22 protein-coding genes are annotated in these 24,423 nt (G+C 60.6%); 8 read left to right on the top strand and 14 right to left on the bottom strand.

The annotated features are described in order from the left end of the window. Nucleotides 1-71 precede the first annotated feature (71 nt). A complete protein-coding gene (locus Q7W83_RS22245) occupies nucleotides 72-1,001 on the bottom strand; it encodes an AraC family transcriptional regulator (protein ID WP_150631153.1) in 930 nt (309 codons plus the stop codon). Nucleotides 1,002-1,335: 334 nt separating this feature from the next. Between Q7W83_RS22245 and Q7W83_RS22240 the strand changes: the two genes are divergently transcribed. Both Q7W83_RS22240 and Q7W83_RS22235 read left to right on the top strand, forming a co-directional pair. After that, nucleotides 1,336-1,689 (top strand): putative quinol monooxygenase, encoded by a 354-nt coding sequence (locus Q7W83_RS22240; protein WP_150631152.1) that lies wholly within the window; start codon nucleotides 1,336-1,338, stop codon nucleotides 1,687-1,689. 41 nt (nucleotides 1,690-1,730) lie between these two features. Continuing rightward, nucleotides 1,731-1,961: a hypothetical protein gene (locus Q7W83_RS22235; protein ID WP_150639448.1), complete on the top strand. Its 231-nt coding sequence runs from the start codon at nucleotides 1,731-1,733 to the stop codon at nucleotides 1,959-1,961. Here Q7W83_RS22235 and Q7W83_RS22230 read toward each other — a convergent pair whose 3' ends face one another. The 5 genes from Q7W83_RS22230 to Q7W83_RS22210 form a co-directional block, all read right to left on the bottom strand. Next, nucleotides 1,962-2,591 carry a flavin reductase family protein gene (locus Q7W83_RS22230; protein WP_150631150.1) on the bottom strand — a complete coding sequence of 210 codons (630 nt, stop codon included), beginning with the start codon at nucleotides 2,589-2,591 and terminating at the stop codon, nucleotides 1,962-1,964. It abuts the gene before it with no gap. Between the two features lie 239 nt (nucleotides 2,592-2,830). Continuing rightward, nucleotides 2,831-4,153: an MFS transporter gene (locus tag Q7W83_RS22225; RefSeq protein ID WP_150631149.1), complete on the bottom strand. Its 1,323-nt coding sequence runs from the start codon at nucleotides 4,151-4,153 to the stop codon at nucleotides 2,831-2,833. A gap of 298 nt (nucleotides 4,154-4,451) precedes the next feature. Next, complete coding sequence (locus Q7W83_RS22220) at nucleotides 4,452-5,786, bottom strand: sigma-54-dependent transcriptional regulator (RefSeq protein WP_150639447.1); 1,335 nt, start codon at nucleotides 5,784-5,786, stop codon at nucleotides 4,452-4,454. Beyond that, the gene (locus Q7W83_RS22215) at nucleotides 5,780-7,546 is read right to left on the bottom strand and encodes a sensor histidine kinase (RefSeq protein ID WP_473657012.1); all 1,767 of its coding nucleotides are present in this window, start codon (nucleotides 7,544-7,546) and stop codon (nucleotides 5,780-5,782) included. Before Q7W83_RS22215 ends, Q7W83_RS22220 begins: the two co-directional genes overlap by 7 nt. 106 nt (nucleotides 7,547-7,652) lie before the next feature. Continuing rightward, entirely contained in the window at nucleotides 7,653-9,176 is a 1,524-nt protein-coding gene (locus tag Q7W83_RS22210; protein WP_150633235.1) for a fumarate hydratase, read from the bottom strand. A gap of 414 nt (nucleotides 9,177-9,590) precedes the next feature. On the opposite strand from Q7W83_RS22210, the gene Q7W83_RS22205 reads away from it, so the two are divergent. Genes Q7W83_RS22205 through Q7W83_RS22195 form a run of 3 tightly spaced genes read left to right on the top strand, consistent with a single transcriptional unit; the run spans nucleotide 9,591 to nucleotide 12,404 of the window. Next, nucleotides 9,591-10,697, top strand: coding sequence for a GGDEF domain-containing protein (locus Q7W83_RS22205; RefSeq protein WP_150633234.1), 1,107 nt, complete (start codon nucleotides 9,591-9,593; stop codon nucleotides 10,695-10,697). Further along, nucleotides 10,690-11,625 carry an iron-sulfur-binding ferredoxin reductase gene (locus Q7W83_RS22200; RefSeq protein WP_473657009.1) on the top strand — a complete coding sequence of 312 codons (936 nt, stop codon included), beginning with the start codon at nucleotides 10,690-10,692 and terminating at the stop codon, nucleotides 11,623-11,625. The genes Q7W83_RS22205 and Q7W83_RS22200 overlap by 8 nt, the downstream gene beginning before the upstream one ends. Nucleotides 11,626-11,654: 29 nt before the next feature. After that, complete coding sequence (locus Q7W83_RS22195; RefSeq protein ID WP_473657005.1) at nucleotides 11,655-12,404, top strand: enoyl-CoA hydratase-related protein; 750 nt, start codon at nucleotides 11,655-11,657, stop codon at nucleotides 12,402-12,404. A 176-nt stretch (nucleotides 12,405-12,580) separates the two neighbouring features. Here the strand turns inward: Q7W83_RS22195 and pyk are convergent, their stop codons facing one another. Next, a complete protein-coding gene (gene pyk / locus Q7W83_RS22190; protein WP_150633231.1) occupies nucleotides 12,581-14,032 on the bottom strand; it encodes a pyruvate kinase in 1,452 nt (483 codons plus the stop codon). Nucleotides 14,033-14,207: 175 nt separating this feature from the next. Between pyk and Q7W83_RS22185 the strand changes: the two genes are divergently transcribed. Both Q7W83_RS22185 and Q7W83_RS22180 read left to right on the top strand, forming a co-directional pair. Further along, nucleotides 14,208-14,582, top strand: a complete 375-nt coding sequence (locus Q7W83_RS22185; RefSeq protein WP_150633230.1) for a tetratricopeptide repeat protein — start codon at nucleotides 14,208-14,210, stop codon at nucleotides 14,580-14,582. A 246-nt stretch (nucleotides 14,583-14,828) separates the two neighbouring features. Further along, nucleotides 14,829-15,188 carry a PilZ domain-containing protein gene (locus Q7W83_RS22180; RefSeq protein WP_150639444.1) on the top strand — a complete coding sequence of 120 codons (360 nt, stop codon included), beginning with the start codon at nucleotides 14,829-14,831 and terminating at the stop codon, nucleotides 15,186-15,188. A 220-nt stretch (nucleotides 15,189-15,408) separates the two neighbouring features. Here Q7W83_RS22180 and Q7W83_RS22175 read toward each other — a convergent pair whose 3' ends face one another. The 6 genes from Q7W83_RS22175 to Q7W83_RS22150 are packed head-to-tail and all read right to left on the bottom strand — an operon-like array spanning nucleotide 15,409 to nucleotide 22,128. Next, on the bottom strand, nucleotides 15,409-16,740 hold the full coding sequence (locus Q7W83_RS22175; protein ID WP_150633228.1) for a DUF58 domain-containing protein: 1,332 nt from the start codon (nucleotides 16,738-16,740) through the stop codon (nucleotides 15,409-15,411). Next, entirely contained in the window at nucleotides 16,737-17,738 is a 1,002-nt protein-coding gene (locus Q7W83_RS22170) for an AAA family ATPase (RefSeq protein ID WP_150633227.1), read from the bottom strand. Before Q7W83_RS22170 ends, Q7W83_RS22175 begins: the two co-directional genes overlap by 4 nt. Beyond that, on the bottom strand, nucleotides 17,735-18,898 hold the full coding sequence (locus Q7W83_RS22165; protein WP_150633226.1) for a DUF4350 domain-containing protein: 1,164 nt from the start codon (nucleotides 18,896-18,898) through the stop codon (nucleotides 17,735-17,737). Before Q7W83_RS22165 ends, Q7W83_RS22170 begins: the two co-directional genes overlap by 4 nt. Beyond that, entirely contained in the window at nucleotides 18,895-20,442 is a 1,548-nt protein-coding gene (locus tag Q7W83_RS22160) for a DUF4129 domain-containing protein (RefSeq protein ID WP_473657000.1), read from the bottom strand. Before Q7W83_RS22160 ends, Q7W83_RS22165 begins: the two co-directional genes overlap by 4 nt. Beyond that, nucleotides 20,429-21,406: a stage II sporulation protein M gene (locus Q7W83_RS22155; RefSeq protein WP_473656996.1), complete on the bottom strand. Its 978-nt coding sequence runs from the start codon at nucleotides 21,404-21,406 to the stop codon at nucleotides 20,429-20,431. The genes Q7W83_RS22160 and Q7W83_RS22155 overlap by 14 nt, the downstream gene beginning before the upstream one ends. Beyond that, entirely contained in the window at nucleotides 21,403-22,128 is a 726-nt protein-coding gene (locus tag Q7W83_RS22150) for an RDD family protein (protein WP_150633223.1), read from the bottom strand. The genes Q7W83_RS22155 and Q7W83_RS22150 overlap by 4 nt, the downstream gene beginning before the upstream one ends. Before the next feature lie 184 nt (nucleotides 22,129-22,312). On the opposite strand from Q7W83_RS22150, the gene sbcB reads away from it, so the two are divergent. Beyond that, nucleotides 22,313-23,743, top strand: a complete 1,431-nt coding sequence (gene sbcB / locus Q7W83_RS22145) for an exodeoxyribonuclease I (protein WP_473656994.1) — start codon at nucleotides 22,313-22,315, stop codon at nucleotides 23,741-23,743. 92 nt (nucleotides 23,744-23,835) lie between these two features. Here sbcB and mvaT read toward each other — a convergent pair whose 3' ends face one another. Then, nucleotides 23,836-24,213 carry a histone-like nucleoid-structuring protein MvaT gene (mvaT, locus tag Q7W83_RS22140; protein ID WP_007933316.1) on the bottom strand — a complete coding sequence of 126 codons (378 nt, stop codon included), beginning with the start codon at nucleotides 24,211-24,213 and terminating at the stop codon, nucleotides 23,836-23,838. Nucleotides 24,214-24,423 lie beyond the last annotated feature (210 nt).

Below are 24,423 nucleotides of genomic sequence, written 5' to 3'. Positions count from 1 at the left end.
TGATCACCCGCAATCCTTGTGGGAGCTGGCCTGCCAGCGATGGGGCCATCAGTTACACCCTCAAGGCTGAATCAGACACTCAACCGCAACCGCGCCAAATCCCGCAACGGCGGCGCGCCGAACAATCGGCTGTACTCACGGCTGAACTGCGACGGGCTTTCATACCCCACACGATACCCCGCCGCCGATGCTTCCAATCCTTCCGCCAGCATCAACCGCCGCGCTTCCTGCAAGCGCAGTTGCTTCTGATACTGCAACGGGCTCATCGCCGTCATCGCCTTGAACCGGTGATGCAAGGTCGACACGCTCAAATTCACTTCCTTGGCCAAATCATCGATGCGTAGCGGCTGCTCGTAATTGCCGTTGAGCCATTTGATCGCCTGGCTGATGCGGTGGCTCTGGCTGTTGGCGATGGCAATTTCATACAGCCGATAGCCCTGCTGACTGCGCAACAACCGATAGAGAATCTCCCGACGAATCAACGGCGCGAGCATGGCAATGTCTTTCGGCGTGTCCAGCAAACGCGCCAGGCGCAGCACCGCGTCGAGCATCGCGGTGTCGATTCGTTCGACATATAAGCCACGACCGGTCGGACGGGTTGGTACGCCGAGCGGGCCGGCGTCGGCAATCAGCGCGGTGATTTCCGCCGGGTCAATGTCCAGCCGTACCGAGAGGATCGGTTCTTCAGACGTGACGTTCACGATCCGCCCGCTCAGGGGCATGGAGACCGACACCACCAGGTAATTCAGTGGATCGTAATTGAAGAATTCGTCGGCCAACCTGACCTCTTTGCGCCCCTGCGCCATGATGCACAACGCCGGTTGTGCCAGCACCGGGGCGAAGTCATGGGACTTGCTGTGTTTGCCCAAAAACAGCGAGCCGACGGCGGTCGCATAATTGCCATCCTCTGTGGTGTTGCGACGGATGATGGCCGCCAGTTCCGCGCGCTGCTTCTCCATGTCGGCGTCCGGCGGGGCTTGAAAGTGATCGAGCGACGACATGCAGGGCATCCTCGGCGAAACAGTGGGAATGAGCAGAGCTTAAATTTGTGCAAGGCAGGGCGGTAGACACATCCTGCGAAAAGCTTGCCTGATTCTGCACGGGGTTGCAGAGGTCGGCCGGTATGGCAGTTGCGCGCAAGGAAAACTTGCTTGAACCTCGTGTTTCAGCCCGCTTACAGGTTTTACACATTGTTACAGGCGCTGAAGGCAGCTTCGCAGGATTGTGCAACAAGCCGGCAGGAATCGACTAACGGGGCAGCGTGCGGGCGCTTAACCTTGGATCCTGTCGCAGCCCGTCCCACGGCTGCCACTCGAGTACCTGGGAGGGTTGAACATGTCTACGCAGATCCCCGTCAGTCATATGGCCTTCGTCCGGGCCCGCGCCGGGCGTTCGGCGGAACTCGGTGCGCGCCTCAGCGCCTTGATCGAGCCGTCGCGCGCCGCGCCTGGCTGCCTGAGTTTTTCCTTGCAGCATTCACAGTGCGATCCGGAGTTGTGGCTGGTCTCCGGATTCTGGACCCATCAGCAAGCGATGATTGCTTATTTCAGCACGCCGGCAATGGAGATTTTCGCCGAGCTGGTGCAGGAACTGGTGGTCAACAGTCTGGATTTTCATACGTTCAAGGAGGTGTCGGCGACCCAGGCGTTGGGGCAGTCCCGGTCGTGGGTACACAAACTCGCGGGTTGAGGGTTTAATGGCGCAACTCTCAATCAGCCAGGATCCGCGACATGGCACGCAAAGCCTTTGACACCTTCGAAGCCGTATCCGCTGTAGTGCCCCGCGAAGGCGGTTACTACGCGGCGATTGCCACCAAAGCCATCGGTGGCTCGGGCGCACCGCGCTTCAACAAATTGCTGGAAGACCAGACCTTCAAGACCGCCAAAGAAGCGGACGAGGCTGCCGCCCTGAAACTGACGCACCTCAAGGGCGTCGGCGAAGACGGCGAGCTGATCTGGTAATTACTTGACCGCTCCCGGGCGGAACATCTTGAACAAGGCTTCCGGGCCCAGCTGAAAGTAATCCGCTGGCCCGCCACCGCGCAGAATCGGTTCTGCCGCGGCGGTGTCGTACACCCCGTCCTTCAACAGCCATTTGGCGATGTGCACGGCGACCACTTCGCCGAGAATCAGCCAGCTCGGCACCACGTTGCCGTCGGCGCGTTGCAACTGAATGATCTGCGTGACCTTGCACTCGAAGGACACCGGGCTTTCTGCAACCCGTGGCACCTGAATGATTTTCGACGCAACGGGCGTCAGCCCTGACAACTCGAACTCGTTGATTTCCGGCGCGACCATCGCACAGCTCTGGTTCATCTGCTCGGCCAGCGGCCGGGTCGCCAGGTTCCAGGCGAACTCGCCGGTCTGCTCGATGTTGTTCAGGCTGTCTTTGCGTCCGACGCTGGAGAACCCGATGATCGGCGGAATGTAATTGAAGGCGTTGAAGAAACTGTACGGCGCCAGATTCAGGCGACCGTTGGCATCCTGGGAGGAAATCCAGCCGATGGGGCGCGGGCCGACGATCGCGTTGAACGGGTCATGGGGCAGGCCGTGGCCGTTGGCGGGTTCGTAGAAGTGGATGTCGTCGGGCATGGCATATATTCCGGGAGGATCGGGAGGCAGTCATGGTGCAAGGACGAACGGATAATTTCCAGCGATGAGATTCAAATGTGGGAGCGAGCCTGCTCGCGATAGCGGTGTGTCAGTCAGCCAATTTGTATCTGATACACCGCTATCGCGAGCAGGCTCGCTCCCACAGGGTTTTGTGTCGGTAGTAAACAAAAGGGGCAGACCCGTTAAGATCTGCCCCTATTTTTGTGGCGCTAACGAACTCAGTCCGTCTCGATCCGCGAATGTTTGCGGGTGTCTTTCATGGTGATGTACACCAGCAACGACACGGCAATACACGCGGTGACATACCAGTAGTAACCGGTTTCCATGCCGATGCTCTTGAACCACAGCGCGATGTATTCAGCGGTACCGCCGAAGATCGACACGGTCAGGGCATAGGGCAAGCCAACGCCCAGCGCACGGATCTCGGTCGGGAACAGCTCGGCTTTCACCACCGCGTTGATCGAGGTGTAACCGCTGACGATGATCAGCGCCGCCATGATCAGGAAGAACGCGCCCCACCAGCTCTGGATGGTGTGCAGGGTGGTGAGGATCGGCACGGTGAACAGGGTGCCGAGGACACCGAAGGCAATCAGGATCGGCCGACGACCGACTTTATCCGACAGCCCGCCGATGATCGGTTGCAGGCACATGAACAGGAACAGCGTGGCAGCGGAAATGGTGGTGGAGTCGGAGATGCTCATGCCGACGGTGTTCACCAGGTATTTCTGCATGTACGTGGTGTAGGTGTAGAACGCCAGGGTGCCGCCCATGGTCAGGCCGACCACGGTCATCAGTTCCTTGGGATGGCGCATCAGCGTGCGCATGGCGCTTTCTTTTTTCTCTTTCTTGACCTTGGTGAACGACTCGGTCTCTTCCATGCCGCGACGCAAGTACAGCGCGACCACGGCACACAGTGCGCCGATGGCGAACGGGATGCGCCAGCCCCAGGCATACAGCTCTTCGGTGGTCAGGAAGTTTTGCAGCACGATCAGCACGCCCAGCGCGATGAGCTGGCCGGAGATCAGGGTCACGTACTGGAAGCTGGAGAAGAAACCGCGACGGTCCTTGGTCGCCATCTCGCTGAGGTAGGTGGCCGAGGTGCCGTACTCGCCACCGACCGACAGGCCTTGCAGCAGACGCGCGAAAATCAGCAGGATCGGCGCGCCGATGCCAATGGTTTCATACCCCGGGCTCAGGGCGATCACCAGCGAGCCGAAACACATCAGGTACACCGAAGCCATGAGCGCTTTCTTGCGACCGGCCTTGTCGGCGTAGAGGCCCATCAGCCAGCCACCGATCGGACGCATGAGGAAGCCCACGGCGAAGATCGCAGCGGTGTTGAGCAGTTGTGCAGTGGTGTCGCCTTTCGGGAAAAAGGCTTTGGCGAAGTACAGCGAGAAGGCGGCGTAGACGTACCAGTCGTACCACTCGACCATGTTGCCGACCGAACCGCTGAAGATCGATTTGATGCGACTGGCGGTGGTTCTTTCTTTGGCCGGCACGGCAGCCGACCCAAGGGGCAGGGCGTTGGAGTTATCCATTGAAGGATCCTTCGTTTAATTGTTTTTGTGGAGCGCGTTTAAACGCAGCCTGAGGGGGCTATAGCAGGAGGTGTGCCAATCGAGAGAGGGCCGGTTTAGAGGGGGGTTGACGCTTGAGTGAGCGGAAATCCGCTTATCGGAAATTGAGTGTGAGCGAAAAATCGCTTATGAACTTGGAGTTTGTGTTGTGTGTGCCGGCCTCATCGCGAGCAGGCTCGCTCCCACAATGGCCCGCGTACACCGTTCAAAATGTGGGAGCGAGCCTGCTCGCGATGAGGCCAGTGCAGGCACTGCAAAATCAGCTGTCTTGCAGGAACATCTCCCGCGTGAGCCCATGCCGCTGCATCTTTTCATTGAACGTCCGACGGGGCAGTTGCAGCTCTTCAAGCACTGCCTTTACATCGCCCTTGTGCCGGGTCAGCGCCGCGCGCAGGCAATGTGCTTCGAACGCTTCCGCTTGCGCCGCCAGCGACTGGCCTGGATCGATCCCGACCGGTTCCGGCTCACCCAGTCCCAACACCTGCCGCTCGGCCACGTTCGCCAGTTCGCGCACATTGCCCGGCCAGTCATGGCTCAGCAAATGGCTCAACTGCGGGCCGCTCAGCGGCGGGAATGTGCGCCCCAATCGTTCGGCAGCGCTTTGCGCAAACGACTCGAACAACAGCGGAATGTCTTCGCGACGCTCACGCAACGGCGGCAAACGCAATTCGGCGACGTTCAACCGATAGGCCAGATCCTCACGAAACCGTCCGGCCCGGGCCTCATCCAGCAGATCGGGTTTGGTCGCAGCGATGATCCGCAAATCCACGCGAATGCTCTGATTGGAACCCAACCGCTCCAGCTTCTGCTCCTGCAGCACCCGCAACAATTTCACTTGCTGGGCCAGCGGCATGCTTTCGATTTCATCGAGAAACAGCGTGCCGCCATCGGCGTATTCGAGCTTGCCGATGCGCTTGCCCTGCGCGCCGGTGAACGCGCCGCTCTCGTGCCCGAATAGCTCAGCCTCGAACAACTGCTCGGGGATCGCCGCGCAGTTGAGCGCGACAAACGGCTTGTCGGCACGCGGGCCGAAGTCGTGCAGGCAACGGGCGACCAGCTCCTTGCCGCTGCCGGTTTCACCGCGAATCAACACGTTCACCGGCAATGCCGCCAGATCCAGCACCTGCCGGCGCAGGGTCTGCAGGCCACGGGACACGCCGAGCAACGTCGCGTCGAGTTTGGCGCGGTTATCGGCCTGTTCGTGCAACGCGCGGTTTTCCAACACCAGCCGGCGCTTGTCCAGCGCACGGCGCAGGCTGCCGAGCAGGGTTTCCGGGCTGAAGGGTTTTTCGAGGAAATCGTAGGCGCCATCGCGCATCGCATCGACCGCCATCGGCACGTCGCCGTGCCCGGTCAGCAGAATCACCGGCAAGTCGGCATCGCGGCGCTGCACTTCGGCGAGCAGTTCCAGCCCGGTCATGCCAGGCATGCGCACGTCGCTGAGGATCACCCCGGGAAAATGCTTCGGTAGCTGCGCCAGGCATTCATCGGCGCGGCTGAACAGCTGCACCTCGAAACCCGACAGGCTCAGCCATTGCTCGACGGCGCTGCGGATGCTGCTTTCGTCGTCGACCACCATCACTGAATTCAGCATGCGCCGGGCGCCTCCGGATCGATGGGCAGGGTGAGGGTGAACACCGCGCCGTTGTCGTGGTTGTCGGCACTCAGGCGGCCGCCCGATTCGTGAACGATGGCAAAGGATACGGCCAGACCGATGCCCAGGCCATCGCCCACCGGTTTGGTGGTGAAAAACGGATCAAAGACCTTCGAAAGATTCTCTTCGGCGATGCCGCCACCGTTGTCGATGACGCTCAGGCGCCATAGTTGTTCGTCGGCTTCGAGGCGGATTTCCAGACGTTTGCAGGGTTTGTCCTGCATCGCATCCAGGGCATTGCGCAGCAGGTTGATCAGCACCTGTTCCAGACGAATCGCATCCCCCCGCACCCAGGCCGGGCGCGTCAGGTGCAGCACGGTGCTGACCTGTTCATCGCGCAGGCGCGTGTCGAGCAGTTGTAACGATTGGTCCACCACCGAAGCCAGGTCCAGGCGTTCGCGCAAGCCGCTGGGGCTTTTGCGGGCGAAGGTTTTCAGGTGGCCGGTGAGGGCGGCCATGCGCGTCAGCATGTCATCCACCGGTTTCAGTGCCTTGTAGGCGTCGTCGACCCGGCCGTGATCGAGCAACAGCCGCAGCGTGGCCAGTTGCATGCGCTGGGCGGTCAACGGTTGATTGATTTCATGGGCCAGTGCCGCCGACATCTGGCCGAGGGCGGCCAGTTTGGCCGATTGCACCAGACCGTCCTGCGCCGTGCGCAGGTCGCGGGTGCGTTCTTCCACCAGTTGTTCGAGTTCTTCGCGACTGCGCTGGCGCATCTTCGCCAGACGCCAGCGCTGGTTGAGGAACAGCAGCAGAAACACCAGCGTCAGCCACAACCCGGCAGCGGCGAGCGCGGCGTTTCGACGGTCTTCAAGCGCCACTTGCGGACGCCGCAGCAGGTGCAGCGTCCAGCCCTCGGCGGCCAGCGGCAAGGACTCCCACAAGTAATCCGCTTTACCGTCCGGGCCATCGACCCGCGTCAGTTCACTGTTGTCGTCAAAGCGCCGCAGCGATTGATAGCCGAGCAGCGTCAGCGGCTGCTTGTCATATTGGCGGGTGGCCTTGAGTTCAGCGAGGTCGCTGTCACTCAGCGGTTTCAACTGGCGATAGCGCCAGCCCGGCTGATTGGCGATGAAGATGATCCCGCGGGCGTCACTGACCAGCAGCGTGTCGCTGCCCTGACGCCATTCGCGCTCCAGTTCGGGAAACTCGAGTTTCACCACCATCGCACCGAGAAACCGGCCATCGTCATCGGTGACGGCGCTGGACAGGAAGTAACCGGGAATCCCGCTGGTCACGCCCACCGCATAAAAGCGCCCGGTGCCCTGGGTGCGGGTCTGGCTGAAGTAGGGACGAAAACCGTAGTTGTGGCCGACGTAACTGCTGGGCAAACGCCAGTTGCTCGCCGCCACGGCGAGGCCGGTGTGGTCGAGCAGTTCCAGCGTCGAGGACTCGGCCGCGCCGTTGATCTTTTCCAGTTTGCGGTTCAACGCGTCCTGCTGTTCGGCGGTGACCGGCCCGGTGAGCGCCGAACGCAATTGCGGGTCAAGGGCGAGAACGGCGGGCAGCGCGCGGTAGCGATCGATCAGGGTGTGCAGAGAGGCGGCGTACAAACCCAATTGCTGATTGGCGCGCGCCGCGTCTTCGACCAGCGCCTGGCGCTCGGCGTGACGCATGGCCAGGGTGGCGGCGAGGGCTGCACCGGCAAGGATAAGAAAGGTGTACAGCGTCAGACGCAGGGTGCGAGAGGTCTCAAACATGCTGGGCGTTACACAATGTGTACGGAGGGGGCGCACCATAACATGAGCCACAAAAAAGGCGACAGGAGCCTGCTCCTGTCGCCTTTTTCTTTGTCAGTCGAAGCGCTTACTGCACTTCTACCGCCAGACTTTCACTGATCTTTTTCTGCCAGATGGCAGGACCGGTGATGTGTACCGATTCACCCTTGCTATCAACGGCAACGGTCACCGGCATGTCTTTCACGTCGAACTCGTAGATCGCTTCCATGCCCAGTTCGGCGAAAGCCACTACGCGGGATTTCTTGATCGCTTGCGCCACCAGGTAAGCCGCGCCGCCGACTGCCATCAGGTAAACGGCCTTGTGGTCCTTGATCGCATCGATTGCGGTCGGGCCGCGCTCGGATTTGCCGATCATGCCCAGCAGGCCGGTTTGCTCGAGGATCTGACGGGTGAACTTGTCCATCCGCGTTGCAGTGGTCGGACCGGCTGGCCCAACGACTTCTTCGCGCACCGGATCAACCGGGCCGACGTAGTAGATGAAGCGACCTTTGAGGTCCACCGGCAGGGTTTCGCCCTTGTTCAGCATCTCGACCATGCGCTTGTGCGCAGCGTCGCGACCGGTGAGCATCTTGCCGTTGAGCAGGACGGTTTCGCCCGGCTTCCAGCTTTGCACGTCTTCCGGGGTCAGGGTGTCGAGGTTGACGCGACGGGCCGACGGGCCGGCTTCCCAGACGATTTCCGGGTAGGCATCCAGCGGTGGCGCTTCCAGCGAGGCCGGGCCGGAGCCGTCGAGCACGAAGTGCGCGTGACGGGTGGCGGCGCAGTTCGGGATCATGCACACCGGCAACGAAGCGGCGTGGGTCGGGTAATCCATGATCTTCACGTCGAGCACGGTGGTCAGGCCACCCAGACCCTGGGCGCCGATGCCCAGTTGGTTGACCTTCTCGAACAGCTCCAGGCGCATCTCTTCGATACGGTTGGACGGGCCGCGCTTCTTCAGCTCGTGAATGTCGATGGATTCCATCAACACTTCCTTGGCCATGACCGCGGCTTTCTCGGCGGTGCCGCCGATGCCGATGCCGAGCATGCCCGGTGGGCACCAGCCGGCGCCCATTTCCGGAACGGTCTTCAGTACCCAGTCGACGATCGAGTCGGACGGGTTGAGCATGGCCATCTTCGACTTGTTCTCGGAGCCGCCGCCCTTGGCCGCCACGTCCACTTCCACGGTGTTACCCGGAACGATGGAGTAGTGGATAACGGCCGGGGTGTTGTCCTTGGTGTTTTTACGAGCGCCCGCCGGGTCGGCGAGGATCGAGGCACGCAGGACGTTTTCCGGCAGGTTGTAAGCCCGGCGCACGCCTTCGTTGATCATGTCGTCCAGGCCCATGGTGGCGCCATCCCAACGCACGTCCATGCCCACGCGGACGAACACGGTGACGATGCCGGTGTCCTGGCAGATCGGGCGGTGGCCGGTGGCACACATGCGCGAGTTGATCAGAATTTGCGCCATCGAATCACGGGCCGCTGGCGATTCTTCGCGCAGGTAGGCTTCGTGCATCGCCTGGATGAAATCCACGGGGTGGTAATAGGAAATGAACTGCAGGGCGTCGGCAACGCTCTGAATCAGGTCGTCTTGCTTGATCACGGTCATGAGTCGCGCTCCTCTAAAAGACGGGAACATTCAATAAGGTGCTTGCAGCTTGGGTGCATCGGTCGGTTGCAAGCACCTTTACAAGGCACGCCGGGCATGCTGGCGCGACGCTAAAAAGGCGCGGCAGTATAACGCGCCTCGGTCCCGGGTACACGCGCCGGCAGTCAATCGTTGGTCGCATAGGTCGTTGATACGGATTGAGTCGGCGAGCGCGTTCCCCTGTAGGAGCCGTATTCGCGAGCAAGCCCAGACACAAAGGATCGTGCGCAAATTAGCGTTCAGTCGGTCATCGCATTGACGCCAGTTTTTCGCTCTGAAAATTGAATGGTCATTTATCAAACACGTCACTACAGTGGCATTCGGTCTGTAGAGTAAGACACTCGGCCAGCCTCCTTTCGCACGGTGAGTCAACGATTGACCCATAACGCTATCCAGCGCCTTTTGCTCAAACGTTTTGCCCTTGCGGCCGGCACCTACGCCTTGGCTCTAATGCTGCTGTGGCTGGCGTTTTTCACCGGTCATTACGATCAACCCCTGACCAGCGTCGCCGTTGGCAGCGCGCTGGTGGTCATCAGCCAGGCGGCGCTGTTCGCGGTGTTTTACAGCGGCTGCAACCTGCGGTTTTCCGACCCGAGCCTGACCGAAGCGCAAGTGTTGCTGGGGCTGACTTGGCAGACGTGGCTGATCGCCCATCTGGACGAAGCCCGTGGCGCGTTCCTGGTGTTCTACGTGCTGATTCTGTTGTTCGGGCTGTTTCACCTGTCGCGCCGGGCCTTTGCTCGATGCGCGTTGATGGTGTTTTTCAGCTTCAGTGCGATCACGCTGTGGGAGGGCTACCACTTCCAGTTGGCCGACCCGGCGCTGGCCGCGTTGCAGGTGTGCGTACTGTTTATCGTACTGGTGTGGCTGGAGCTTTATGCCCGACATGTCCAGGCCTCGCGCCAGCGGATGCGTCAGCGCCGGTTCGCCTTGCAGGCGCATCAGGACACCCTGCGCGGAATGATGCGTCAGCTCGAAGACCTGGTGGCTACCGACGAATTGACAGGATTGTTCAACCGCCGGCATTTCCTGCGCCTGGCCTCCCGCGAGCTCAACACCATGGAGCTCGGCGTGGTGCATGGCCTGGCGCTGATCGACCTCGACCATTTCAAACGCATCAACGATGTGCACGGCCACGCTGCCGGCGATCAGGTGCTGCAAGCTTTCGCCGGTGTGGCCAATGCCTGTCTGCGTGAGGGTGACGTGCTGGCCCGTTATGGTGGTGAAGAGTTCGTGGTGCTGCTGCCCGATTGCAGCGCCGAACGCCTGACGTCCTGTTGCGAGCGGCTACGGATTGCCTTCACTGATGTCGAGTTGATCGGCCTGAAGGTCGGCAATATCAGCCTGTCGGCGGGCATGACGTTGTTGGAACTGGGTGACGATCTCGACGATGCCTTGCAGCGTGCCGATCAGGCGCTCTATCGCGCCAAACGCGACGGCCGCAATCGTTGCGCGGCGGCGTGGGAGAACGCCGATGCCTGAATTGCGGGTCGGCGATCGGCAATGGTCGGTAGCAGCGGGCAGCAACCTGCTTGATGCGTTGAATCAAAACGGCGTGTCCGTTCCCTACAGTTGCCGCGCCGGCAGTTGTCATGCGTGCCTGGTGCAATGCACGCAAGGATTGCCGAATGACAGCCGCCCCGATGCCTTGAGTGCAGAGCAGCGTCAGCAAGGCTGGCGTCTGGCGTGCCAGTGTCAGGTGGTCGAGGATTTGCAGGTGCATGCCTTCGACCCACAACAGGACGGCCAACCGGCCGAGGTCGCCGCCGTCGATTGGTTGAGCAGCAATGTGCTGCGTTTGCGCCTGACACCTCAGCGTCCGTTGCGCTACAGCGCCGGGCAGCATCTGGTGCTGTGGGCCGGTAGCGTGGCGCGGCCGTACTCACTCGCCAGCCTGCCGGGAGAAGACCGCTTTCTGGAGTTTCACCTGGATTGTCGCCAGCCCGGCGCATTCAGTGATGCCGCGCGTCAGTTGCAGATTGGCGACTCGTTGCGTCTTGGTGAACTGCGCGGCGGCGCACTGCATTACGACGCCGACTGGCATACCCGGCCACTGTGGCTGATGGCCGCCGGCACCGGGTTGGGCCCGTTGTTTGGCGTCTTGCGTGAAGCCCTGCGACAGGATCACCAGGGCGTCATCCGCGTTATTCACCTGGCCCATGATGCCGATGAGCATTATCTGGCCAAACCCCTGCAAGCCATGGCCGCCAGTCGTGCGAACCTCAACATCGAACTGTGGACACCGACCGAGTTGGCCGCGGCTTTGGCGCAACTGCGGCTTGTTTCCCGGCAAACCCAGGCCTTACTCTGCGGGTCCCCCGACAGCGTCGATGCCTTCGCCCGGCGCCTGTACCTGGCGGGACTGCCGCGCAATCAACTGCTGGCCGACGTCTTCCTGCCCCGCGGTTGAGCGCTGATTTTTCAGACGCGAGACCGACCATGACCGATGCCATCCAGATTGAACGCGAACGCGGCCTGTTGACCCTGCGCCTGAATCGCCCCGACAAGAAAAACGCCCTGACCCGCGCCATGTACAGCCACTTGGCCGAAGCGTTGAAACAGGCTGACACCGACCCCGACATCAACGCCGTGCTGATCACTGGCAGTGCCGAGTGTTTCACCGCCGGCAACGACATCGCCGACTTCATTCAACAACCGCCGAGCAACCTCGACAGCCCGGTGTTCCACTTCATGCTTAATCTGCTCGAATGCCGCAAACCGGTGATCGCTGCTGTGGCCGGTGCGGCAGTCGGAATTGGCACGACGCTGCTGCTGCATTGCGATCTGGTGTATGTCAGCCGCGATGCGCGATTGCGCATGCCCTTCGTCAACCTCGGCTTGTGTCCGGAATTCGGCTCCAGTCTTTTATTGCCTCGCTTGCTTGGGCATGCCAAAGCGTCTGAATTGTTACTGCTGGGCGAAGGTTTCAGCGGGGAGCAAGCGGCCGAGTGGGGGATTGCGACCGAAGCGCTGGGCAGTGGCGAAGCGGTGTTGGCCAAGGCGCGGGAGATGGCGTTGCGCTTTGAGTCGCTGCCACCGGAAGCGGTGCGCATCAGCAAGCAATTGATGAAAGCCCCGGACCGCGAACAGCTGCGCAAGGTGATAGAAGAAGAGGGCGCGTTGTTCACCCAGCGGCTGCGTTCGCCGGAGGCGATGGCGGCGTTGTCGGGGTTTATCAATCGGCATTGAATTGGCGTTGGCCGGGCTGCCGCCATCGCGAGCAGGGGATTTGTGGTGTACGCAAATCAAATGTGGGAGCGAGCTTGCTCGCGATGGCGTCAGCCCAGGTAACACACCTTCAAGATCGAAAACCAAAAAGCCCCGCCATTCACATGGCGGGGCTTTTGTTTTCAGCAACCGGTCACTCAGACCATCGGATCGCCAACGTGCAGGATTTTCATCCCGTTGGTGCCGCCGATGGTGTGGTAGCTGTCGCCCTTGGTCAGGATGACCCAGTCGCCTTTTTCCACAACGCCGCGTTTCAACAGTTCGTCGATCGCAGCCTGGCTGACTTGCTCAGGCGGCAGCGAGGCCGGGTCGAACGGAACGGTGTAGACGCCACGGAACATGGCCGCGCGGGCCTGGGTTTCGCGGTGCGGGGAGAACGCGTAGATCGGTACCGAAGAGCGGATGCGCGACATGATCAACGGCGTGTAGCCACTTTCGGTCAAGGCGATGATCGCTTTCACGCCCGGGAAGTGGTTGGCGGTGTACATGGCCGCCAGCGCGATGCTCTGGTCGCAGCTTTCGAAGACCTTGCCGATGCGGTGGCTGGAGGTCTTGCTGGTTGGGTGCTTTTCAGCGCCGACGCAAATGCGCGCCATCGCTTGCACCGCTTCCAGCGGGTACAGACCGGCAGCACTTTCTGCCGACAGCATGACGGCGTCGGTGTAGTCGAGCACGGCGTTGGCCACGTCGGACACTTCGGCGCGGGTCGGCATCGGGTTCTGGATCATCGACTCCATCATCTGGGTCGCGACGATCACAGCCTTGTTGTGGCGGCGTGCGTGCAGAATGATCTTCTTCTGGATGCCCACCAGCTCGGCGTCGCCGATTTCCACACCGAGGTCACCACGCGCCACCATGACGGCGTCGGAGGCATTGATCAGGGCGTCGAGGGTGGCGTCATCGGCCACGGCTTCGGCGCGTTCAATTTTCGCCACCAGCCAGGCAGTGCCGCCGGCTTCGTCGCGCAGTTGACGGGCGTATTCCATGTCGGCGGCATCACGCGGGAAAGACACGGCGAGATAGTCCACCTGCATTTCCGCGGCGAGCTTGATGTCGGCCTTGTCTTTTTCAGTCAGGGCCGGCGCCGTCAGGCCACCACCGCGACGGTTGATGCCTTTATGGTCGGACAGCGGACCGCCGATGATCACGGTGCAGTTCAGTTCGGTGGCGGTGGCGGTATCGACGCGCATCACCACGCGACCGTCGTCGAGCAGCAGCTCGTCGCCCACGCCGCAGTCCTTGACCAGATCCGGGTAGTCGATGCCGACCACTTGCTGGTTGCCTTCGGTCAGAGGATGGCTGGTAGAGAAGGTGAATTGATCACCAATCTTCAGTTCGATCTTCTTGTTGGCGAATTTGGCGATACGGATTTTCGGGCCTTGCAGGTCACCCAGCAGGGCAACGAAGCGGCCGTGCTTGGCAGCGAGGTCACGCACCAGCTTCGCGCGAGCCTTGTGCTCGTCGGGGGTGCCGTGGGAAAAGTTCAGGCGGGCGACGTCCAGGCCAGCCAGAATCAGCTGTTCTAGAACTTCCGGCGAGTTACTGGCCGGGCCAAGGGTAGCGACGATTTTGGTACGACGGACGGACATGCAAAGACTCCTGAGTTCAAGCGCTGAGTGAGGCTACTATGGTCTTGGGGTGTAGTCATTGTTCGTTTGCACTACTTTTTGTGAAGCGCTTTGTTATTCGTCTTTATCTTTAAATGAACATTCCTGAAGATTTTCGCCTACGGGTCGATACAGAACTCAAGACAGGAGAACCCCCATGCGATTCGTGCTCATAGCCGCCCTTGCCCTCAGTGTTGTGGGCTGCACCCGTTTTTCGATGAACCATCATTTGAATAATGCCTACAGCGCTTATGACCGTGGCAATTGCGAGCAGGTGACGCTCGAACTGTCCAAAGTTGAACGTGCCAGCCGCGCGCGGCCTTATGTGTGGCCAGAAGTGTCGATGCTGCGCGGTTTGTGCCTGGAACGACAGAAGATGTTCGTGGATGCGGCGCAAACCTACCAGTTCATCCAGGCTTCGTACCCGCAAAGCGAGTATGCCTACCGCGCCCGCGCCCGGCTGGAAACCTTGCAGTCGCTGGGTCACTACCCGCTGCGCAGCACCGCGGTGGTGCGTCCGACGCGCTTCTGATTGCAGTTGTCATTCCAAGGCTGGCTCACGCGCGACGGTGAGCTATAGTCGAGTAACCGGTTTAGAGCCTTGACTCTCGACCGAGGTAACACCTGTGATCGGCAGGAGTAAGCGGCAGCGCAGTACGGACTGTCGCACCGGGATCGGGGAGAGCGCGCCTATTGCCTGGCTCACGTTTTAGACAGGCAGGCCCGTTCCGAAGCATTAGTGCGGCTCTGCTTAAGGGCCTTGCGTAGCGAATTCAGCATGTTCACTGACCGCCGGATCGAGCGGCATCAACTGCCGTATTTTCTGAGAGTGTTCAACAGCGTCACCGACAAACCGATTGGCTTCCTCGGCAACGTCTCCGCAGACGGGCTGATGCTCATCAGTCAGTTGCCGATGATGATCGGCGCCGATTTTGATCTGCGCCTGAAAATTCCCATGGCCGATGGTTGCCAACAGGTCATTGACCTCAAAGCCTGCTGCCTGTGGTGCCATGAGGATGCGACGCCTCACCACTATGACGCCGGGTTCAGTCTGCAACGGGCACCGCCGGAGTATGGGCAATTGGTGGAGGCGTTGAAGCGGTACTTCAGTTTTCAGCCGTTGCCCGCTTCTGCCTGACGACAGCGGTGCATTTACAATCGCCATCGCGGGCAAGCCCGCTCCCACGAGGTTTTATGGCGATCACATAATGTGTGAACACCCCGGAACACTGTGGGAGCGTGCTTGCCCGCGATGGCGTCGGTACAGACAATAAGTATCGACGGATGGCAGGCATCAGGCGCACGAGCTGGCGGGCTCTGCTTGATCTTTAAGCAGTGGCGCACTCTGCGTACCACCACTAAAACACCCCGGCCTTCTTCCATTCCAGATAGCGCGTCACCAGCGCGGCGCCCAGTTCATGAGTGCTTGCATCCAGTACCGGTACGCCATGGGCATTCAGCCGTTCATGAAGTTCGGCCCGTGTATTCAAGAAGTCCACCGTCCCGCAATAAACCAGCGCCTCGGACAAGGTTTGCACGGTTGTCTGACGCAGGCTGTCGAGTACGTCTTCGCGCAGGCTGGCGACCAGCACGCGATGTTGCTTGCTCAGGCGTTTGACCGCCGTGAGCAGCTCCTCATCGTCTTCGTCCCGCAGGTTGGTCATCAATACCACTAACGAGCGGCGTTTTTGTCGAGCCAGCAGATGAGTTGCCGCGTCCTGATAGTCAGCACTGCGTTGGGTGCTGTTCAGGTCGTAGACCGTGTTGAGCAATACGTTGAGCTGACCTGCACCTTTCACCGGTGCAAGATAGCGCGGTTGATCGCTGGCAAAGGTGCTCAGTCCCACCGCATCGCCCTGGCGCAACGCCACGTAACTCAACAGCAGGCACGCATTCAGCGCATGATCGAAATGTGCCAGTTCGCCGTCCTGGCTGCGCATGCGGCGGCCGCAGTCGAGCATGAAAATGATCTGCTGATCGCGCTCGTCCTGATACTCCCGAGCAATCGGGGTGCGCTGGCGGGCGGTGGCTTTCCAGTCGATCTGGCGCAGGCTGTCGCCTTCGCGAAATTCCCGTAACTGATGAAACTCCAGACCCAGGCCCCGTCGTTGCCGCTGGCGCACGCCAAGCTGGCTGAGCCAATTGTCCACCGCCAGTAGTTGGCCGCCGTAGAGACGGGCGAAGTCGGGGTAGACGCGGGTGTGGTCAGCGACACTCAGAAGCCGTTTGCCGGACCACAGGTGCAAGGGGCTTGGCAGGTTGATTTCGCAGTGTTCGAAGTTGAAGTGGCCGCGCTTGAGCGGGCGCAGCCGATAGCCGATCTGCGTGTGTTGGCCGGGCTGAAGTTCGACCGACAGAGGGAGATTTTCGAAGCTCAGGCCGTCGGGGACGTGGTCGAAAATCTGGATCGTCAGTGGTTGGGGAATGTTGTGCTCAACCTCAAGGAGCACTTCGCTCCAACGGCCGAGTGCCAGGCTGCCTGGCATTTGTCGTGTTATCCGGGGTGAGGGCAGGCGTGTGAGGCGCACAGCATCGAGTATTGCCAGGGCCAGCAGCGCCAACAGCAATCCCCAGTTGATCGACAACAGACTAGAGGGCACCGCAATGTCCAGTGCGCGCAAGGTACCCAGCACGATGCCGATGGCCAGCAGGATTGCGAGCCAGATCAGCAGCAGGCGCGAGGGTTTCACAGACGCGGCGCCGGCACTTGATCGAGCAGTTGCCGCAGCACGTGATCGACCTCCAGTCCTTCGATATCCAGCTCCGGTGCAATGCGTACACGGTGGCGCAGCACCGCCAGTGCGCAGCCCTTGATGTCATCCGGAATCACGAATTCACCGCCGCGCAACAAGGCGCGCGCCCGTGCGCAGCGCACCAGTGCAATGGACGCCCGAGGCCCGGCACCGAGGGTCAGGCCGGGCCAGCTGCGGGTGGTGCGGGCCAGGCGTACGGCGTAATCGAGGACCTGATCGTCCAGCGGCAGATCACTGGCGATGCGTTGCAAGGCCAACACGTCCTTGGCTTGCAGAACGGTGCGCAGCGGTTGCACATCGAGCATGTCGGCCCGGGTCGAACGGCTGACCTGACGCACCATGCTCAGCTCTTGTTCGGCGTCGGGGTAGTCCATGCGCACCTTGAGCATGAAGCGGTCGAGTTCGGCTTCCGGCAGCGGGTAAGTGCCTTCCTGTTCGATGGGGTTTTGCGTGGCGAGCACCATGAACGGTTGCGCGATCGGCAGAGCGCGGCCTTCGAGGGTGACTTGCCGTTCCTGCATGGCTTCGAGCAGCGCGGCCTGGGTCTTCGCCGGGGCGCGGTTGATTTCGTCGGCGAGCAACAGGTTAGTGAACAACGGCCCTTTGCGCAGTTTGAATTGCTCGGTCTGCAAGTCGTACACCGCGTGTCCGGTGACGTCGCTGGGCATCAGGTCCGGGGTGAACTGGATGCGCGCGAATTCGCCACCAAAGCAGCGGGCGAGGGCGCGCACCAACAATGTCTTGCCCAGTCCCGGCACGCCTTCGAGCAACACATGGCCGCCGGCAATCAACGCGGTGAGCACGTCGTCGATCACCGTGTTCTGACCGATCACGGCTTTTTGCAGTTCTACTCTTACCGCTTGGGCCAGGTGACTGGCGCGTTGGCGCTGCTGCTCGGCGTGGCTCGGTGCGCCGGGCTCGATCTGTTCACTCATAAGGCATTCCTCAAGGTTTGCAGGTGAGCGACCTGACGGCTGAACTCAACGCTGGACAGCCGTTGCTTCGGTCGTGGGCTCATGGCCTGGCTGATAGCGCGTGTGGGTTGGCCGGTCAGGCGTGCGAGTACCAGCCATTGCTCGGCGACGCCGAGTTGTTCAAAACCGGGATGACGGCGCCGCACTCGGCGCAGGATGTCTTGCTGCAACGCTTGCAACAGACTGCCTTGACCGCTGCGGCGCAAGATGAAATCGGCGCTGGCACGCAGGTGTTCCTGAAGTTGCCGGCGGGCTCTCGGCACCGGTTCAATCAATGGGCCATGGCGCACACCGACATGCCAGAGGCCAAGGCCGATCAGGGCGATGAGCGCGACCAGTGCCTGAGGGAAGTAGCGCAGCAACAAGGTCAGCAGGTTGTCGTGATCGGTGTTGAACAGCAGCGTCACTTGGGTGTCCGCGGTCAAGTACCAGAGCAGCCAGGCGTTGTCGTATTGGTCGATGGCCGGGGTTTTCCACAGGTCGGCATCGGTGACCACGATGATCGAGCCGAGCCCGTGGTTGAGCTGCATCATGTGCGTGGCCTTGCCGCTGTTGGCCCAGGCTTGCGCGAGATTTTTCGGGTCTTCGAGATGGAATGCGGTATCGAAGGTGGCGTAGGCCGGGCCGTCTTCGTCCTCAAGATACAGTTTTGTCAGGTTGGGGTAAGGATCCTTGCCGGTCTCCGGCGGCGGGTCCTTGAGGTCTTTGCTCAGTGATTGGTGCACCTGGACCCTGTCGAGCAGCAGGTCATTGCTTTGGCCGGTTTTTTCATCCCACAGCGATTCGGCGATGAATAACAGACGCCCGCCGGCGCGGGTCCAGTTCATCACTTGGTCAATCTGCCGCGGGGTCATGTTGTACCGGTCGCCGAGCAGCAAAAGGCTGTGCTGGCGCGGGTCCAGTGTCGGCAGCATGTCGAGACTGTTGGCATGGCCGACGGTCAGGCCTTGTTTGCGCAGGAAATGCTCGGCGGCCAGATAAGGGTTGGCCTGGGCTTCGGGCGAGGGGCCGTGATCGATGTCCGTCTGATAGGGCGTTGCCTTGAAATACAGATAGACACTCAGCGCAGCCAACAGCACTGCGATGAGCACGCCGCCCGCCAGCCAGAGCCGCCGGTTCAATGCGCCGCTCCCGGGCCGAACAGCGCTCGCCAGCCATCACAGAGTTCCTGTTGCACGTGCGCGGCGGGCAGGCGATGCCCGTAGGCCATGTTTTGCCAGTGTCCCGTCAGTTTTTTGCTGAAAGTCAGCAATGCTGGTTGCTGCAGGTGTTTGACGCGCTCCAGCACTTCACCTTCGGTGTCGGCCGGTTTCAACGCCATGTTGTAGTCGTGCAACAAGTGGCTGAGCAGGGCGCGATAGAGCAACCCGAGCGCCTCACGCGGATTGGATTGCCAGAGACTTTCGGCGCTGGCGGCGATGTCGGCAGGCAGGGTTTCGCGGCTCAGGTCCAGGCCGAATGCCTGTCGTGGTGGCGTCCGTGTGACTTTGCGCGGCAACGCCGGTCGGCGACTGACGAACGCCTGCAACCAGTCACGGTAACGCCAGATCAACAAACTGATAGCGCCGATCACCATACCCCACAGCAGCGCTTCAATCAGGGTCGCCAAGGCACCGAAACGCTGGTTATCCAGCAACTTGAGCAGCGCCTTCAACCACTCGGGAGCTTTGCCTTCGTCCTGGGTTTCGGCGTCAGGTTTGTCTTCGCCGCCAAAACGATAGCGGGTGACCGTTTCCTTGTTCTTGAACGGCGGCTGATCGAGGATCGTCCTGATGCTGTCCCGGGACGCCTGACTGGTCAGTGGCTGGTCCAGCAGCCGCGGGCTGTCCGGCGAAACGACTGACTCGGCGGCCCACAGGTTTTGCGCCGCGGGCATCAGTAAAAATGCCGCCAGTAGCAGGGCGCCGGCGGTACTGCTCAAGCGTTGGCGCAGACGGCGGAACACCAACTCGATATCCCAGGCCTCCAGCACCGTGCGCCGGTTCAGATAAAGGCTGAAGCCGCAGGCCACGTAGACCGGTTCCCACACCACCAGCACCAACACGTAAAACACGTTGGTCAGGTGTTCCAGCCAATGCCAGTCTTGCGTGGCGGCGGACAGCAACGTCTGCCAGCTCCAGTCGAGTTCGATCTGTTGCGGCAGGAACAGATAGAACAGCATCATCAAGCCGATCCACAGTGCACTTTCCACATGCACGCCGATGATCGTCAGCCACCGCGCCGCGCCGCCGTCGCGTTGCAACAGCACCTGCAAGCGCTGTTGCCGCGCTTGCCCACTCAGGCCTTCGAGTTGCACCACCGGCATCAGGAAACTGCGACTCAGACTCAAGCGTCGCCAGGTCAGACTGGCAAGCAATTGTGGCTTGAGCAGTAGGGGCCATTGGCGCAGCGCCTGTTTCAAGGTCGGCGTTTCACCGAACATGGCTTTGGACAGGATGTACAGCGGCAGGCGTTCGAAGGCCGGTTTCAGCCACCAGAAAATGAACGCGGCGAGGGACGGTGAATCCCACAGCAACAAGGTGAGCAGGGCGAAAACCGGCAAGGTCACGATGGCCCAACTGGTCATCAGCAGGCGTCGGTGCCGCTGGCTCAACAGGACGCCGAGGTCCATGGCCTCCCAGGTTGTGCGAGGGCGGATCACCACGGTGGCGTCACTCAGGCGCATGACGAGTCCGTCCGGCAAACAGCAGATACATAGCCATCAGACACCAAAGCGCCGCGCCGACCAGATATTTGGTCATCGGCGTCGGCCCGGTCATGGATGACCAGCAGGCTTCGATAAACGCGGCAATCAGCAGAAACAGCATGACCCCGCAAATCAGCAACACGCTTTTGCGCGCCGCGACTCGCAAGGCTTCAGCGCGTGGCAGGCGCCCCGGCGCGATCAATGCCCAGCCCAGTTGCAGGCCGGCGGCGCCCGCGAGGGCAATGGCGCTGAGTTCGAAAGCACCATGGCCGATCACGAATGACCAGAAGGTTTGCCCATAGCCGATCTGCGTCAGGTGCCCGGCTACCGCGCCGATCATCAAGCCATTGAAGAACAGGAAAAACACGCTGCCCAGGCCAAACAGCAAACCGCTGGCGAAGGTCTGAAACGCGATGCCTATGTTGTGCATGATGTAGTAGCCGAACATCACCCAGTCTTCACTGGCCGCCCGTTCCGCCGAGCGACCCAGGTGTCCGGCGTTGGGGTCGTACATGCTTTGCATGTCGCTGACCTGTTGCGCCGGGATCAGGTTGTAGACCAGGTCCGGAAACAGATACACCAGCAGCGCGAAGCCGATCAGGCTGCCGAAAAACATCAGGCTGGCTGCAAGCACGAAGCGCCATTGTTCGCGTACCAGCCGCGGAAAATCCGCGAGGATGAAGCCGAGCACGTTGGCGCCCAAACGGCTGCGATGCCGATACAGCTGTTGATGCCCGCGCAGGACCTGTTGCTGCAAAGAGTCGATCAGGAAGCTGCTGTAGCCACGTTCCTGAGCCAGCGCCAGGTGTTGGCAGAGCCTGCGATAGTCTTTCGCAAAACTGGCGACTCGTGAGGTGTCTTTGTTGCGCTCCAGCCTGTCGAGCATGAGGGAAAACTGCGCCCATTCAGCCTTGTGGCGGTTCTCGAAAAGACTCTGCTTCATGCGGGGCCCAACAAACCGCGGGCGATGCCGTTGAGTTCCGCCACCGCTCGTGGCGCTGGAACCTTCAACGGTTGCGCGAGGAGGGTGGCGAGCTCGGTGACCCGTGCTTCGGACAGTTCACCCTGGCGTTCGGCAAACCCGAGGATGGCGCGTTGTTCGGCCAGCGTCATGGCGAAGGCCGGACGTCGTGGTTCTGCCTCGGGCACTTGCGGTCGGGTGAGTGGCTGTTCGCGGTAGATCACCAGCGTGCCCGCGGCCAGGTCGCCAAGGCGTTTGAAGCTGGGGTGTTGCAGGCAACTGATGACGCCGAGGAAATAGCCGAACGGCAGCAGGTCGACGAATCGCAGCAGGTTGCGTAACAGCGAAGCGGACCAGCCGATCGGCGTGCCGTCATCCTGCACCACCCGCAGGCCCATCCATTGCTTGCCCGGCGAACGCCCCTGATTGAGCACTTCGAACAACACCATGTACCACCAGCTCACGGCGAACAGCAGGATCGAGCCCAGCCCGGCGCCGAGTTTCCCCAGAAACGCGAGGACAATAAACAGCAGGCCCAGAATCAACCCGCGCAGCCCGAGGTCGATGCAGAACGCCAGCGCACGCACCATCAACCCGGCCGGGCGCAGTGGCAAGTCGATACCTTCCGGCGTTTCAACCTGATACCGCGTATCCAGTGGCGGGGACAGCGTCGCTTTCCTTGGCAGTGCTGTGGTCTCGAGCATGGGCAACCTGATGATGTGGCCTGATCGGGATTCTCTGTGGGGCCGATGCTAGCAGCCTCACGGGTGAAAACGACATAACTATGTATTGCACGGTGCGTGGTCAGAGGTGATTGAATGCAAGATTACTGGCCGGGGCGGGATGTGAACGCCTAGACTTCGCCGATCTTCAGTTCAGGAATAGCCCGTGACCTCGATCTTCTGGTACGACTATGAAACCACCGGCATCAACCCGCGTTGTGACCGTCCGCTGCAAGTGGCGGGGCTTCGCACTGACTTTGATCTCAATGTCATAGACGAGCCGGTCAATCTTTATTGCCAGCCCAGTGAAGACATCCTGCCGCATCCGATGGCCTGCGCGATCACGGGTATCACGCCAGGTCAACTGGCCGAGCACGGTTTGAGCGAAGCCGATTTCATGACGCGGGTCCACGCGCAGCTGGCGGCGCCGGGCACCTGTGGCGCGGGTTACAACACCTTGCGTTTCGATGATGAGATGACTCGTTACAGCCTGTACCGGAATTTCTTCGACCCCTATGCCCGCGAGTGGCAGGGCGGTAACAGTCGTTGGGATCTGATCGATGTGGTGCGAGCGGCGTATGCCTTGCGGCCCGATGGCCTGGTTTGGCCGACGGACGACGAGGGGCGGGTGACGCTCAAGCTCGAACGCCTGACTGCCGCCAACGGCATCGATCACGGCAATGCTCACGAAGCGCTGTCGGACGTTCGCGCGACCATCGCACTGGCGCGGCTGATTCGGGAAAAGCAGCCGAAGCTCTATGACTGGCTGTTCCAGTTGCGCAGCAAACAAAAGGTGATGGATCAGGTTCGGCTGTTGCAGCCGATGGTGCACATTTCCGGGCGTTTTTCGGCGGCACGCAGTTATGTCGGCGTGGTGTTGCCGCTGGCCTGGCATCCGCGCAACAAGAACGCGTTGATTGTCTGTGACCTGCACCTGGACCCTCAGGGTTTGCTCGATCTGGATGCCGAGACCTTGCGCCAGCGTCTGTATACCCGTCGCGATGAACTGGCCGATGGCGAACTGCCGGTGCCGCTCAAACTCATTCACATCAACAAATGCCCGGTGGTGGCGCCGTTGTCGGTGCTTCGTCCCGATGATCAGCAACGCCTGGGGCTGGATATGGCGCTTTATCAGGAGCGCACGCTGCGGCTAAGTGCCGCACAAACAATGTGGCGAGATAAAGTTCAGGCCATTTACGCCCGCGAAGATTTTGCCCAGAGCCAAGACCCTGAACAACAGTTATACGATGGTTTTATCGGTGATCGGGACCGGCGTCTTTGTGAGCAAGTCCGAGCGGCTGACCCGGCGCAATTGGCGCAAGAGCAATGGCCGTTCGATGACGAACGTTTACCTGAATTATTGTTTCGGTATCGCGCCCGTAACTTTCCCGATACGTTGAGTTTCGAAGAGCAAGAACGCTGGCGAATATTCTGTCAGCAACGTTTGTCAGCGCCCGAGTGGGGGGCGCCCAATACCCTTGAAGCATTTGAAGAAGCGGCAGCCCAATTGAACATTACTGCGACTCCTTTGCAGCAAGAGGTGCTCAATGAGTGGAACAATTATGTCCAGACATTGCGCAAACGTTTGAATTTTTGAAAATGCTCAGGCCTGAATCTCGGGCATAAAAAAACGCCAGCGTTTGCTGGCGTCCTTTTCTGTCGCGGATTGCTCTGCGACAAGCTTGCGGCTTAGCCCAGCAGGGTAGCCCAGCCTTCAACCACGTCACCGCCCCACTTGGCTTTCCACTCTTTCAGAGTTTTGTGGTTGCCACCTTTGGTTTCGATGACTTCGCCGTTGTGCGGGTTTTTGTATTGTTTAACTTTGCGAGCACGCTTGGTGCCAGTAGTTTTTACTGCGCCGCCGCGTGGTGCTTTGGTTTTGGATTCTGGATCCAACAGCGCAATGATGTCACGCAGGGACTTGGAGTATTCGCCCATCAGGGTGCGCAGTTTGCCTTCGAATTCCAGCTCGGTTTGCAGTTTGTCGTCTTGGGACAGGTTCTTCAAACGGGCTTGCAGCTCTTTGATAGCTTCTTCGGTGGCGCGATATTCGTTGATCAAGGACATGGGGACTACCTTATGTTAGACGCTGGATGGCAGGGGACAGTGCGGCAATAATAGTCAGGGTGTTTCATCAAGTAAACATTTAAACCGGAGTTTATTTAAATTAGTTGTCGTGAATAGGGCACAGGCTGGATGTGCAGTTAAATAGTGTGACCCAGGTATCACAGATATTCACAATTGAGCACTTGAAGATTGGCAACAAGAACACCATTG

The organism is Pseudomonas sp. 300 (assembly GCF_055803035.1).
Note: the sequence above shows the minus strand (reverse complement) of the source record. Positions and strands in the feature narration are given on the sequence as shown.

Bases quoted from the DNA above. Each gene is read 5' to 3' on its own strand.
- Q7W83_RS22245 (WP_150631153.1), bottom strand. From the start codon at position 1,001: ATGTCGTCGCTCGATCACTTTCAAGCCCCGCCGGACGCCGACATGGAG.
- Q7W83_RS22240 (WP_150631152.1), top strand. From the start codon at position 1,336: ATGTCTACGCAGATCCCCGTCAGTCATATGGCCTTCGTCCGGGCCCGC.
- Q7W83_RS22235 (WP_150639448.1), top strand. From the start codon at position 1,731: ATGGCACGCAAAGCCTTTGACACCTTCGAAGCCGTATCCGCTGTAGTG.
- Q7W83_RS22230 (WP_150631150.1), bottom strand. From the start codon at position 2,591: ATGCCCGACGACATCCACTTCTACGAACCCGCCAACGGCCACGGCCTG.
- Q7W83_RS22225 (WP_150631149.1), bottom strand. From the start codon at position 4,153: ATGGATAACTCCAACGCCCTGCCCCTTGGGTCGGCTGCCGTGCCGGCC.
- Q7W83_RS22220 (WP_150639447.1), bottom strand. From the start codon at position 5,786: ATGCTGAATTCAGTGATGGTGGTCGACGACGAAAGCAGCATCCGCAGC.
- Q7W83_RS22215 (WP_473657012.1), bottom strand. From the start codon at position 7,546: ATGTTTGAGACCTCTCGCACCCTGCGTCTGACGCTGTACACCTTTCTT.
- Q7W83_RS22210 (WP_150633235.1), bottom strand. From the start codon at position 9,176: ATGACCGTGATCAAGCAAGACGACCTGATTCAGAGCGTTGCCGACGCC.
- Q7W83_RS22200 (WP_473657009.1), top strand. From the start codon at position 10,690: ATGCCTGAATTGCGGGTCGGCGATCGGCAATGGTCGGTAGCAGCGGGC.
- Q7W83_RS22195 (WP_473657005.1), top strand. From the start codon at position 11,655: ATGACCGATGCCATCCAGATTGAACGCGAACGCGGCCTGTTGACCCTG.
- pyk (WP_150633231.1), bottom strand. From the start codon at position 14,032: ATGTCCGTCCGTCGTACCAAAATCGTCGCTACCCTTGGCCCGGCCAGT.
- Q7W83_RS22185 (WP_150633230.1), top strand. From the start codon at position 14,208: ATGCGATTCGTGCTCATAGCCGCCCTTGCCCTCAGTGTTGTGGGCTGC.
- Q7W83_RS22180 (WP_150639444.1), top strand. From the start codon at position 14,829: ATGTTCACTGACCGCCGGATCGAGCGGCATCAACTGCCGTATTTTCTG.
- Q7W83_RS22170 (WP_150633227.1), bottom strand. From the start codon at position 17,738: ATGAGTGAACAGATCGAGCCCGGCGCACCGAGCCACGCCGAGCAGCAG.
- Q7W83_RS22160 (WP_473657000.1), bottom strand. From the start codon at position 20,442: ATGCGCCTGAGTGACGCCACCGTGGTGATCCGCCCTCGCACAACCTGG.
- Q7W83_RS22155 (WP_473656996.1), bottom strand. From the start codon at position 21,406: ATGAAGCAGAGTCTTTTCGAGAACCGCCACAAGGCTGAATGGGCGCAG.
- Q7W83_RS22150 (WP_150633223.1), bottom strand. From the start codon at position 22,128: ATGCTCGAGACCACAGCACTGCCAAGGAAAGCGACGCTGTCCCCGCCA.
- mvaT (WP_007933316.1), bottom strand. From the start codon at position 24,213: ATGTCCTTGATCAACGAATATCGCGCCACCGAAGAAGCTATCAAAGAG.